The following is a 13,119-nucleotide window of genomic DNA, read 5'->3' as shown; positions in this document are numbered from 1 at the left end:
TATACACCTTATTAGCTTTCCTGTTTTAGTCCAAGTTGCGGTTAGGCATTACAAAAGCAAGAATTCAGATTCAGAAATTATTTCTGACAAGCTTGGAATTTATGAAAAGAAACTCGAAGTTTATGAGAAAAATCTCAAAGATGAATTTGCATTGAATCGTAAGGAAACTTCGGAATCTACAGCAGCTTCACGAAAAGAAAATACAGAAACACTGATGAAGTTCCAGGATTCCATTAATGGTAAATTCGACACTTTGACAAAGAATACACAGGACTCTATGACTAACAGTCTTACCAAGTTCATGGAAACTCTGTCTACTCGCCTTGATACATTAACAAAGACAACACAGGATACACTGAATCATCAGCAGCAGACTGTACAGACAAGTTTGAAAAGCATCCAGGATAACAACGAAAAGAAGCTCGAAGAAATGCGTATTACGGTAGATGAAAAACTTCAGTCTACATTGGAAAAACGCCTTACAGGTTCTTTTGAAATTGTAACAAAACAGCTTGAAGCACTTGGTGAGATGCAGAATCTTGCCAGTGATGTTGGTGGATTAAAGCGTGCACTTACGAATGTTAAGACGGCTGTATTTCTCGTCAACGATGTAGTGCTTTAGTTTCCGTGCCAGAGCCGTGTCGAGCATGATTTTCGGAATCATTCCCCGGTTTGCATTCCGCTCGTTCGCTATGTTTTGTGCATATTCTGCATTGTATTCAAATATAGTGCTAAGGTCGCTTTGCAGATGTTCTACTGTACCTCGCTTTATTTCGTTGTAAATTGTCTTTCGGTCGCACTTGAAAATTTCGGCGAGTTGTGTCCTGTTGGTGATTTTCGGAAAGCCTGTCTTTCCCAAAAGATAGCCTTCCAAAATCATTCGCTTGTTGTTGTCAAAGCAGCTGTTTTCTTTTCTCTCCTTTCGTGGTAAAGTTTCCATAGGTTTCTTTCCTCCTGTTTTTTGGTATGTTGCAATTTCATTATAACAGATGGTTGGAAACCTTTTTTATGGGGAATTATATTTTACTGCTTACCAGTAACAAGAGCGTTGGCAAAACTTGTTGAAAATGGAATTATCAAGAGTGTTGGTTCAGACAAAACCGGCCATTGGAAAATTGTAAAATAATAAGGAGATATCGTTATGATAAAACTGATTATTATACTTGTCATTTCTTTTTTACTTGCACTTACAGTTTCTTTTGTTCTTGCGAAAAAATTTTCTGCACCTAAATATAAAAACTCAAATATAGAAATGTGGTGCACTGTTTTTACAAAATTACGCCTGTGCTTACTGTAAATATTTTTAAACCAATATTTGATTTATTAGATAATACTGATAATGAACATCGTGAAATTCATAAACATTTATTTGCATCATATATGAATAAAAATTCCTTTGAGGCCTATTTAACTACCAGGCGGGAAAAACAGGATATTCCTAAAACATTAGAAGAACTTATTGAGTTGAGTTATTAAAATCTTCCCAAGAAAAGTGTAATAAGAATAGAAGTTCTGTGTTTCAACTTTAAATTCTTCTTTAGTTATAACTACTTATTCTTTTTTTTACATGCATGCGCTTTTTATCTTACGTGATTTTTTTCATGTAATTTTATATAATTTGACAATGAATAAAGAAAACTATTTTAACAAATTTTTTTTAGTTGTTTTTTCTTTGTTTTTGTTTTCTTGTAGCGATAATTTATTAGATCCACCTAAAAGCAAAGGGGACAATGACTCGGCAAAGGTTGCTGATTTTATCGCCTCGCCTGTGAATTTAACGGCCACGAACGGCGGTTTTAAGGTTATTGATTTAAGCTGGAAGTCGGTAAGCGGCGCTAAAAGTTATTTGATTTTTGCTGCGGATTCGCCTTTTGATGAATATGTGCAGATTTGGGAAACGGACGAAATTTCTTATTCGGTTCCTGTTCCAGCGGGAAAATCTCAATTCTATAAAGTTCAAGCCAAAAATTATAAGAATGTTCTTTCGTCTTTTAGCAATGTGGCTTCTGGTTCAAGTTTGGCAAGCCCTGTTATAACCGCGATTGAACAGAATGATGACGTAAATTCTGTGACTGTAAATTGGTGGATGGAAAATTGTACTAATTCAACTTACGCAAATTTGATTCGTTATACGGTAAAAGTCTATTCAGTTGACGGCTCAACTGTTTTAAAAGAAGTTTCTGTGGTTGGAAACGTAACTCAGGCAATAATAGACGGTTTAGAGCCAAAGACAAAATATAATTTTTCGGTAGAAGCCTATATCATTTCTGCTCAGACAAATGTTGAATCCTCTGGCATGATTGATTCAGAAACCGCAAGAAAACTGATTCCCGAACCGCCTTCCAATCTCGAAGTTGAACAGGGCGTTTCTGCTGAAGAAATTTGCCTTAGCTGGAATTGTCCTCAATATGTTGATGTTAATGCTGGAAACGGAATTTTTGAACAAAGACCAGTTTATTTTAAAATATACAGAAAAAAGACAGATTCGACTGAAGATTATGTCGAAATTGTTCATTATATCGGTTCTGTTTTGCAAGGCGACAGTTCAAAAAATATCTTTAATTTTGACTGTCTTACACAAACTTGCAGTGACGAAAGGCTTAGAGTTGAAAAATCAACTGAAGATGGAGCCGTTGCTTGCGAAAATTACAAATATGTCGGTAAATCTAAAATTTTTTGGACAGACAAAACTGAACTTGAGCGCGGAATTAAATATTCATATAAAGTTCAAGCTTTTGTTGACGATGTAAAAAAATCAATCAGTTCTGACAAATGTGCGGCAGAAGAAAATGGCTGGCTTATTTCGGTTCCAGTGCTGAGTGTTAAGGACAGCTACAAAATTGACGATTCTGGCTCAAAATATTCAAAAATAGTTTTTGGCTTTAAAGGCGAATTTGAAAATTTCGGAAAAGATTATTCATATATTTTGCTAGAAACAAAAACTGACTTTTCGGGCGAAAATCCTGAAGAAACGCAGTTTGATTTTGAAAATTTTGAAGAATTTCTTAAAAATGAGCGCATTTTTGAAAATCCGAAGGAACAAAGCGGATATTACAACTACAAAATTTTTATTGTTCCAACAGAAAATAAAAATCTGGAAAGTGCATATACCTGGGCGAATATTCCCGGAAAATTTGTTGTGACAGATGATTCAATGTTAGTTCCAAAAATTACAACTTTTGAAGTGGCGGACGGTTTTTCTGACAGATTTGAAATTCAGTTCAATTATATGGAAGAATATGTATATTATCTTTGCTGGATTCCTGTTGTGGATGGAGTTGAACAGGAACAACAGTATCTTTTGCTTAAAAAAGACAGCCTTAACATAACCGATTATGAAAATGGCGAAAAAATTGCAAAATTTATTCACGAAGCGCCTGCTGGCGAAAAAAGAACCTATATTCTCGAAGTAGAGAATAACAAAATAACTGTGAACAGAGTCTGTCAAAATGTTTCTGAAACTCTCGGTAAAGCAAAACTTTCTAATAAAGAAAAATCCTATGATAAAATTCAGGTAGAATGGCAAAAAGTTCAAAAAGCCGATGAATATTCTGTAGAAGCGTTTTTTACCGAAAATCCGGAGAATAAAATTTCTGTCGGAGAAGATTCAATTTTGAGCGAAGACGGAAAAACTTTTATTTGTACGATAAATGAACCTTTCGGCTGGAACAATGCGGAAATTTCTGGACAATCTGTCACCGTAAAAATTATTTCAAAAAACACTGGAACAGGAAATTCAACTGAAAGCACGATTGAAACCTCGACGATGGGACCTGCTCTTGTTGAATTGAAGGCTGAAAATGCGAACAGAGATTCAATGAGCGTAAGCTGGAAAAAAATTGACGGTGCTAAAGGTTATGTCGTAGGACGAGGAAAATGTTCAGATGGCTTGAGTGGACTTGTAGAATCTGCGGATTCGTACTTTGTAAGTGCTGACGGAACAACTGTAAATATCGAAGGTTCTTTGGTCGAAAAAGAGCGTGTTGAAGTAGCTTTAGAAAACGGAATTTTTACTTTGACGGACAAATATGTTGATACGGCCGAAAACGAAACTAATCAGATTGCCTACAAAAAGAATCAGTCGGAAATTGTTTGGGGATTGGAATACAAATATTCGGTAATTCCTGTTTTGGAGGAAGAAGATTTTGTTTTCGAGGCTGAAAATTCAAAAATTGTTCTTACGCAACAGTCAAAAGTTGTATACGAAAATCTTGATTTTGTAAGCAACGGAACAGCTGGTTATGGACTTGATTTAAAAGCCAGCAAAGCTACAGACAATGAAAAGATAGAAATTACATGGAAACAGCCATTTGGCTGCAAGTCAAAAACACCGTCGCTTTATATTCGCGAAAGCAAAAAGTCTGGCGGTTCCTGGAAATATTATGATAAAGGAAATCTTGTAAGTTCTGACAAAGAACTTTATCAAACTCAGATTATTCCAGAAAATTCTTTAGAAGCATACGATTTTCTTGTCGTTTACGAAAGTGCGAGTTCAGAAATTTCGGAAATTCCAGATTCATTTGAAAAAAAATTAAAAAAAACAATGGCGGAAGAAAGTCCTTTGGAGCAGCAGAATAAAGGATATATTCTTTCGTTAGATAAAATTTACGCAAATTATATTTCGGGTTCGGGCTATACCGAACAAATAAAATGGACCGATTACGGTTTCGACAAGCGAAAACTTGGACCTGATTATTATGAACTTCAGATTTTTAATCTGGATAAAGCTTGTGGCTGGACGACAATCGGAAAAATTGATGTTACAAACAAAATCGATATTTCTGCATACGAAGAGTTTGCAAAAATCAAACTTGTTAAAGCTAACCAAAATTCGGCTTTGGTCGAAATTGAACCAGTTTTTGACTTGCAAGACGGACAGAATGTTGGCTTTGGCGGAACTAATACGTCTGGAATGTTAAAAGTCTTGCGAAATTTTAAGCATTATTACCGGCTTGTCGCATATAGAAAACTTAACGAAGAAAAGACCGTAACTGCAACTGTCGGAAGCGATTTTTCGGTTTATGGATACAGAAATATTACGAACGAGGAATTTGCAAAGAGCGTTTCCCTTATTCTTGCGGATGCAATATTTCAGTGTGGAATTAGCTCTGGAGGAGAAAAATCTGTTTCTGGAAAACTTGGAAAATTTACAATCGCTCACAAAGGTGGAACTAAAACTGTATATTGGGGAACAGACGGAGAGAATTATCAGCATATTTTTCAGGGCGGAAGTCCTTCTGGCAATGAGCCTTTTGCAAGTTGTTTTATATTGAATTTTAAGAAAGTTGAGCAAAGGTCAGCAGTTGACGGAAATGAACTTTATCATCTTCCGGAAACGGAAATTACTGTAACGACAGAAAACGGCGACAAGACTTATCCAGCTTCTTATTCTGGTAAGTTTTCTATTTCTGTCGGAGCCGCAGGTTATAAAGGTTTGACAGCGCTAAGTGACGGAGTAAAAACTTCATGGATTTTAACAATCAAAAAAGATGGTGAAGTTGTAAAAAGCATTACAGAAAAAAATGAAGAAAAATTTCTTGAATGGTTTCCTTACGATATTGGAACAAGTCATGGCTCAGAAGAAAAGACATTCAACAGCGCAATTCCAGTTTACAAAAGTCCGTGGTGGGAGAGTTTATGAAACGAAAATTCTTTATTCTAAAAAAAATCTCGCCGGTTTTTGGTATTTTAACTGTTTTTTGCTTTTTTTCGTGTTCGGCATGGTTTCAGGACAAGGTTTCTATGCAGACGGACGGAAAATTTGTCAATCTTGGTGAACTTTTTAAAACCGAAACAAAAATCGAAAGACTTGATTCTCCTGCACAGGTTTTTGCAAGTCAGGGATTGTATCCGGATTCAATTAAACTTTCCTGGACAGAAGTCGAAAACGCTACAAGTTACAGAATCGAGCGTGCGGTTGTAAAAACAGTCGATCCGAGCGGAAATTGGAATGTTCCTGACGAAGCCGAATTCAATTCTTTGGAAATTTACAGCGTAAATAATTCGTATACTGACGTGATCTTAAAAGACCAGATTGAAGAAGACGAATATTTTTATCACTACTTTTATAAAATCTATGCAGAAAATAAAGAAAAAGGTCTTATCAGCGAAGGAACTGACAACGTTTTATCGCAAACCCGCGCAGAAGGCTGGCTCTTTGCTCCTCCGTTAAATCTGAATGCGTCAAAAGGAAAATCAACCTCAAAAATCAAATTGAACTGGGATTCGGTAAGCGGTGCTTCAAGATACAAAATTTACCGTGGCGAAAACGAAAACAACGTCAGTTTTATAAAAACCGTCTATGGAAATTTAACGTCGTTCGATGATTCAATTTCTTCAAAAGACCAGGGAACAGAATTTTATTACAAGGTTACGGCGGTAAATTCCTTGGGAATTGAATCTGCTTTTAGTAAATCGAACATGGGATATTCTTTGGTAGAAGGTGCTCCAGCTGTTAGCGAAAAAGTTGAAGTTGTCGACGGTTTTGGAACAAGTCTCTCAGAATTGAAAATAAAATGGAAAGAAGTCGAAAAAACTTCAGAAACTGCGGTTATAAGATACAATTTGTACAGAACTAGTTCAAAAGATTCGGTTTATAAAAAAATCGGTTCAAATTTGACAGCGACATCTTACACCGACAAAAGTGTTTCTGCTGGTTTGATTTATTATTATTTTGTGCAGACAGTTTGTCTTGACGAAGGACTGGAAATAAAAAGCGCCTTTACAGAAAATTCAAATGAAAATTTTGGATTTTTGCTCAGTGCTCCTGCCGAACTCGAAGTTGGCGATGGCTTTAGCTCTGAAAAAGTTATTCTCGTTTGGTCAAAGGCAATTGGCTCTCAGCACAAAAACTTTACTTATAAAATTTTTGTGAGCAACAGGCAGGAAAATTTGTATTCTGAACTTATGAGCGGAATAGAAGGAATTGAAAACGAAAATGGTTATCTTGAATACGAAATTGACAAATATCCGTATTTTAAAATTTCGACCGTAAATTCCGAAGGGCTTGAAAGTTCGCAGAGTTTTGCCGCGGCTCCAATGCCGGCTGCGCCTCAAAATGTAACGGCTTCAAAGACAAGTTTTATGAATTCGGATTTAGTTCCAAATTCAAACAATATTTATCCTGTAAAAATAACCTGGGAAAAACCTCTTCAAGACGAGCCTGCCGGTTATTACGTTTATCGTTCTGCAAAAACCGACAGCGGTTTTAGAAAGTTGAATGACAATCCTGTAACAGAAACAGAATTTATTGACGACAGCAGCGAAAGTCTTACAAAGGTGGGAGTTCCGTATTTTTATAAAGTTGTTTCGATAAATTCACTTGGACAGGGAAAAAAGAGCAACAATCCACAGGTTGAATACGAGGATGCGGTTTTAGAGGGTGGGGACGCGTTCAAAAATATAAAATGTCTTGGTTATGGAGCATTGACGCGCGATCAATGGTTTAGAGAATACAATAAAACCTGTATGAGCAGCCAAAAAAAACTTACTTTAATGCACAAACCAAACGATACGGACAAACTCGGAAGTGAAAGCGTAGAAGGAACAATTTCTGGAACTCTCAAATATACAGCAAAAATTGCGGGGCTTGGTGCGGAAATAAAAATGCCTTATACAAATTACGCAGATTTTTGGATAAACGACAATGAAAAACTTGGAGTTTACTTCTGTTTTGAAAGCGGAAGTACGGATACAACTTCTAATATGAGCGGAAACGGCAAAATGTCTGGAACAGTAAAATGCAGCGGAATGTATCCTGGCGAAGCTTACTATGGAAATTTGGAAATTAAGAGCGGTGCTGCGGGTGGCGGAACTTACGGAGTTAAAACCTTTGATCTGGAAGGAAACGAAATTCTTTCATCGGGAGCAGTCGACTGGCTGGTAGGCGAGGAAGGAAGATAAAACTTTGGAAACAGATATTTTTTTTACGAAAAATGTTAATATGCTAAATACAGAAATGAAAAATATAAAAAAAACACTTAAATGGCTTATTTTTTCAGAATTGATTTTGCTTTTTGCAGGTTGTTATGTTCCATCTCCTTTATATGGAACCTGGGCGGACAACAACGGAAATAAAATTTCTTTTGTTTCTGACGGAACCTTTGTTGCTGCGATAACTGATTTAAACACGAAAGAAAAAACTGTAACTCAGGGCGATTATACGGTAATCGACAATGTAATCTGTTTTTCGACGACAGACGGAGTTTCGATAAACACAGAATGGGATATTCGCGGTTCAATGCTTTATATAACCTGGACAAAGGGTGGTGTTACAAACGTAATGACACTTTACCACATATCAAAATAAGGCGGACAAAATGAAAAAAATCCTGTTTGCCTTTATATTGATTTTTAGTGCGTGCAGTTTATTTTCTCAAACAAATGCAGAAAACGAAATAACCGAAAGTGAAGAAAATGAAAATTCTTTAGTTGGAGAAAATACAAAAGAAAAAGTTGAAAAAATTCTTTTAGATGAAGAATTTTATTTTTCGTTTGACAATGGATTTGCACTTTTAAACGTACACAGAATTCAAAAAGAAAGCAAAAATAGCAATTTTGTCTGGCAAGATTCTCTGGCAGGATTGTATTTTACGGTAAAGACAAAAAATTTATCATTATGCAATTTAAAACTCAGAATAGAAGGACTTTATCCGTTTTTGCATCAATTTAATGGAATGAAGCAATTTGCCAAGCAGACGATTTTGTATGGATTTGATTTCTTTTTAGGACCGTACGAAGAATGGAAGCCGTTTAAATATTTGACATTCAATTTTGCGCCTGGAATACATTATATGTACCAGTTGAGCGATGAATATCACTTAAATTATTTAGGAATTGCCTTGAACGCAGGAGTGGAATTTCCAGTTTTTGAACGCTGGACATTTTTGCTTGACGGCACATTTAGCTGGGATAACGCAAATTTGGGCACAAACAAAGATATTCAGCCCTTTGACTACAGCTGGCAATGGCAGACAACTCTTGGCGTAAGATATTCAAAAAAGCATTTGAACGGCTTGAACAGATAGAACTATATTTTTATTGCCAAATTTTGCCACGGCTTTTTTTGATTTCGGAACGGATTTTTTTGAGCTTTAATTTGCGCTCTTTGCTGGCTTTTGTTGGTTTAGTTTTTATTCGTTTTTTTTGAATTGCAAGAGCTTGAATTATACGGTTTTCTATTCGAGCCAGAGCAATTTGCCGGTTTCGTTCCTGATAGCGTTCTTCATCAACATCTAAAAAAAGGCAAAAATCTTTGTTAATTATAGAAGAAAGTTTGCTTTTAAGGCGATTTCGTTCGTTTTCGTTTATTCCTTCGAGCAATTCCAATGGTAAAACCAAATGAACTTTAGTATTCACTTTATTAACATTTTGCCCGCCTTTTCCACCGCTACGAGAAAACGAAAATTGAGAATTATTTATTATAGAATTGTGAAGATCAGCCCTGTTCATTTTTAACTATCATAAAACATTATAGAAGAAGTTTAAGAAATTGCAATTTGGCGCATTATTGGAGGAAAACGATTGCGTTTGGGCATAAAAAATCAACGCACATAGAAACTAAAACAACCCTATATGCGTTGATATAACAAACTTTTATGATAAAAATATTAGATTTTTTTGTTTTTTGACTTGAAGTAGTCTGTCTGACGTTTTCCAGAACCCGCAAGTTTTTTCAAATTAGAAGCTATGCTGTAAAAAGCGAAAGTGGCAGAGGCGTGGTCTTTCAAATCTTCGCTTGTGTCATAAACTCCGTAGCGATGACGTATTTTTACATTAAGCTCAAAAAATATAGCTGAAACTGCAATACAAATAGGCGAAATGAGGAATATAGTAGCAATAAAAAGCGTTGAACCTTTATCAAAATCGAAAAGGGCGATTATAAAAGACAGTAGTATGAAAGAGGAAATAACCAATAACGGAGCAGCAGCGTTAAGCAAGTCGTCGTGAAGATTCTGTGCCAGTCTTACTGACTCAACTTCCTCCTCTGTTTCGGCAGTTTCTCTAAGGTACTGTATATTTTTTCTCATTTCTGATTTAAATGCTACTACAGCATATATGGTGTAAAGGAAAAGTGCGATAACAGCAATCCAAGCCAATCCTACAACAAATCCAAGTGGGTTATTCATATTAACACCTCTTTTATTAAGTTATTTTTTTTATAAACTCTCTCCGAAAAACATCAGTTAGTTGTTTTTTTTACAAATCAGCTGATTTTTGACAAATCAAGTGATTGTCCAGTTAGTGTTTTATATACATTAGGCTTATCCTGCTCTGCGACCAGATAGCCGTAGAAAAAATCTTTGGCTATTATTGGTGGCAAATGGCAAGCCTCTCCGATACGCTTTATCTTTTGTACATATCGAGTCGTTTTCCATCGATTTGCCTTATCGGAATTTTGTATGCCATATTTTCTATTCTCCTTGCAGTTATATTAAACTGCCAAGCAGGACATATATTGTCCTTTCTAAATAAAGAATAAAAATAAAGAGAATTTTAGAAACAAGGTTTATGAAAGTTGAGATGGAATTGTTTATTTTTGTTGGAATTTATTTTGCAAGGAGTATTTTGTGTGAGAGAAAGTTTTTACTGTTTTATTATTTATATCAGAAGTTAGCCTGTAGCAAAGTCTGAGGAGGCGTTTATGTCTAAAAAACATAAGCGAAAACTGTTAATCAGTAAAAAGTTAAAAGTCTTTTTGCTGGACTTACTGAGAGAAGCCAGCATAGCCATTATTGTGCAACTCTTAGTAACAGTTATTTAGGCTATTAAGATAATCTCCTTCTTTTTTTGCATTTTTTGCAAACCAATTCGCAAATTGCCAATTTCGACAAGTTTTATAAAGTCTGTGCTGTGCAAATGGATTTTTCCAATCTATCCACTTTTCTGAAATTTCAATTTTCTCCGCATTTATTACGTGAACTTCCGTATCTCGAAATTTATATGAAAATTCTTTTCCTTCCGCTTTTTTGAAAACACAATGAAAATTATCAGCCCAAATCCAAGAATAAACGACCCCACACAAATAAAAATATTCCGAATCAGATTTATCTAAGGTTATTGTTCCTTTCATAAACGAGGGGGTTACTTTTTTTGATTTTACTCCTGTAAATGCGAATGAAGTAAAGGCGGGCAGTAAGTTTTAATCCCTTAAATCAGGTCTATGTTTTTAATCTTGCAAGAATTCCCTCCGAAAAATATAACAACTCAAATTATAAATCGGTTTTTGTTTTTTGAAAAATTTATAATCTACTCAGCAACTGTTTTTCCGAACCTGCGCTTAAACTTTGCCTTTTGTCGAAGGAATTTCTCCGTTTCTTCTTGGGTCGATTGCTACTGCTTGGCGTAAGGCTCTTGCTGCGGCTTTAAAAAGGCCTTCTATTTTGTGATGGTCGGAGCGACCTCGGATTGTGTCCAAATGAATGTTGCATTTTGCGTTTGCTGCAAATCCCTGCCAAAAGTCTTCAAAGCAATCTGTCTGGAAAAGGTAGTCGTTCCCGTCTTCGTCGCGACTTAAAAGTGGAATTCCTGTCAGCTGGGCGTTACATACGCAGTATGGGCGTCCTCCAAAGTCAACTGCTACTTGAGAAGTTGCATCTTTTCGTTCTTCGGTTGAGGCGGATTCAATTAAATCAAAATCAACTCCGCATCTTAAAAGGCTTTCGTCCATAGGGTAGATAAAATAGCCTGTCCTAAAAATTCCTGCACAGTTTCCAAGCGCTTTTGCAAAAGCCATTCCTAGCGCAATCCCTGTATCTTCTATTAAATGATGCTGGTCTACGTCCAAATCTCCAGATATTTCTCCAGAAAGGTCAAAAAGACCGTGTTTACAGAAAGAATTGAGCATATGATTAAAAAAGCCGATTGGATTTTTTACAGAATATTTTCCGCTTCCATCGAGATTAAGAGTCAATTTTATTTGAGTTTCTTTAGTATTTCGTTCAATTTCTGCAATTCTTTCCATAAAAATAGTTCCTTAAGTGGTTTTATAGCGAGTATTTTTTTATTACTGCATAACCTTTCTCAGTTCGTATTCGAGAATATCGGTTGCTCCAAGTTGATGCAGTTTTGGGAGGAGGGTTGGAACCTCGCTTTTTTTTACGGCAATTTTTACTGCATAACCGTTGTCTCCAAAAAGTGGTGAAACGGTCGGGCTTTTCATTGATGGAATTCCCTTAATAAGTGCATCGAAATTGTCTTTTGAAACGTTCATTTCGAGCATTACGCGACTGCGTGCTGCAAGAACTGCTTCGAAAAGCATTTTTAGTTCCATGATTTTTTGTTTTTTCTCAGGATCTTTCAATGCCTCTTTAGAAGCGTACATTCTTGTCGAAGATTCCATGATTGTGTCGCAAATTTTAAGGTGATTTGCGCGTAAACTTGAACCTGTCGAAGTATTGTCAATCAAAATCTGGGCAAGAGCCTGTTCGTTGTCCTGAACAAATCCTTCTGAAGTTCCCCAGGTGCGGAAAATTTTTCCATCAACGTTCTTTCCTTTTGCCCAAAAACGGCTCAAATTCTGGTATTCGGTTGCAATTGTAACCGGTTTTTTGAGAAGCGCGTCGAAATCTACGGTTTCTGGAACTGCAACGACAATGCGCACTGGATCAAAACCCAAGTCCATGATTTCTTCAACCTGATCTTGAACTCCGTTTTCAAAAACCCAGTCTTTTCCCGAAAAAGCAACATCGGCACGGTTGTCGGCAAGCAGGGCGCTGGAAATTTGCGGTTTTACAACCTGAAAAGCCAGGTCGTCTTGATTTGTAATCGGATAATATGTGCGGTCTGGCAGATAAATTGAAATGCCGACATCTTTTAAAAGTTCAACAACAGATTCGTAAATTCTTCCTTTAGCCAAAAGAATACTCAGTTTTTTCATAAAAAATCCTTTCGGGATAAACCCAATAAATCTTCTAATATAATAAAGAAATATAACGCAAAATTCAACTTTGAAGGCACTTTGAAGAAAAAATACTGAAGCATTGAATTTTTTCTTTTCAATCGCAATCACTTGCAGAACGCAATTTTTTTCTTAAAAATATTTCAAATTGGTTTTAAAATATTCAAAAAGTCGTTTTTCTGTGCTAAAATTGCATATATTTATTTTTTCGAGGTAAAAAA

General features: G+C 35.9%; 10 protein-coding genes and 1 pseudogene. 5 read left to right on the top strand and 6 right to left on the bottom strand.

Features of this window, described 5'->3' with window-relative positions; genetic code table 11:
- Window positions 1-622: pseudogene (locus ACT6XC_RS04860) on the top strand (DNA recombination protein RmuC); the annotation flags it as partial.
- On the opposite strand, the gene ACT6XC_RS04855 reads toward ACT6XC_RS04860, so the two are convergent.
- On the bottom strand, window positions 560-940 hold the full coding sequence (locus ACT6XC_RS04855; protein WP_443738338.1) for a hypothetical protein: 381 nt from the start codon (window positions 938-940) through the stop codon (window positions 560-562). The pseudogene ACT6XC_RS04860 and the gene ACT6XC_RS04855 overlap by 63 nt on opposite strands.
- Before the next feature lie 684 nt (window positions 941-1,624).
- Between ACT6XC_RS04855 and ACT6XC_RS04850 the strand changes: the two genes are divergently transcribed.
- From ACT6XC_RS04850 to ACT6XC_RS04835, 4 genes are read left to right on the top strand one after another with little or no spacing between them, the layout of a single operon-like run.
- The gene (locus ACT6XC_RS04850) at window positions 1,625-5,641 is read left to right on the top strand and encodes a hypothetical protein (protein WP_443740997.1); all 4,017 of its coding nucleotides are present in this window, start codon (window positions 1,625-1,627) and stop codon (window positions 5,639-5,641) included.
- A complete protein-coding gene (locus ACT6XC_RS04845; protein WP_443740996.1) occupies window positions 5,638-7,902 on the top strand; it encodes a hypothetical protein in 2,265 nt (754 codons plus the stop codon). The genes ACT6XC_RS04850 and ACT6XC_RS04845 overlap by 4 nt, the downstream gene beginning before the upstream one ends.
- Before the next feature lie 40 nt (window positions 7,903-7,942).
- Complete coding sequence (locus ACT6XC_RS04840) at window positions 7,943-8,308, top strand: hypothetical protein (RefSeq protein ID WP_443740995.1); 366 nt, start codon at window positions 7,943-7,945, stop codon at window positions 8,306-8,308.
- Window positions 8,309-8,318: 10 nt separating this feature from the next.
- Complete coding sequence (locus tag ACT6XC_RS04835; protein WP_443738344.1) at window positions 8,319-9,026, top strand: hypothetical protein; 708 nt, start codon at window positions 8,319-8,321, stop codon at window positions 9,024-9,026.
- 10 nt (window positions 9,027-9,036) lie between these two features.
- On the opposite strand, the gene arfB is transcribed toward ACT6XC_RS04835, so the two are convergent.
- The 5 genes from arfB to hisG form a co-directional block, all read right to left on the bottom strand.
- Window positions 9,037-9,450 carry an alternative ribosome rescue aminoacyl-tRNA hydrolase ArfB gene (gene arfB, locus ACT6XC_RS04830; RefSeq protein WP_443740994.1) on the bottom strand — a complete coding sequence of 138 codons (414 nt, stop codon included), beginning with the start codon at window positions 9,448-9,450 and terminating at the stop codon, window positions 9,037-9,039.
- Window positions 9,451-9,608: 158 nt separating this feature from the next.
- Entirely contained in the window at window positions 9,609-10,127 is a 519-nt protein-coding gene (locus ACT6XC_RS04825; RefSeq protein ID WP_443740993.1) for a hypothetical protein, read from the bottom strand.
- Window positions 10,128-10,744: 617 nt separating this feature from the next.
- Entirely contained in the window at window positions 10,745-11,071 is a 327-nt protein-coding gene (locus ACT6XC_RS04820; protein WP_443740991.1) for a hypothetical protein, read from the bottom strand.
- Between the two features lie 207 nt (window positions 11,072-11,278).
- Entirely contained in the window at window positions 11,279-11,962 is a 684-nt protein-coding gene (locus ACT6XC_RS04815; protein ID WP_443738358.1) for an imidazoleglycerol-phosphate dehydratase, read from the bottom strand.
- Window positions 11,963-12,004: 42 nt separating this feature from the next.
- Window positions 12,005-12,877: an ATP phosphoribosyltransferase gene (gene hisG, locus ACT6XC_RS04810; protein ID WP_439795849.1), complete on the bottom strand. Its 873-nt coding sequence runs from the start codon at window positions 12,875-12,877 to the stop codon at window positions 12,005-12,007.
- Window positions 12,878-13,119 lie beyond the last annotated feature (242 nt).

This window comes from Treponema berlinense, assembly GCF_052273165.1.
Classification (GTDB): domain Bacteria; phylum Spirochaetota; class Spirochaetia; order Treponematales; family Treponemataceae; genus Treponema_D; species Treponema_D berlinense_A.
The sequence above is the reverse complement of the archived record's forward strand: the minus strand, read 5'-3'. Positions and strand labels throughout refer to the sequence as shown.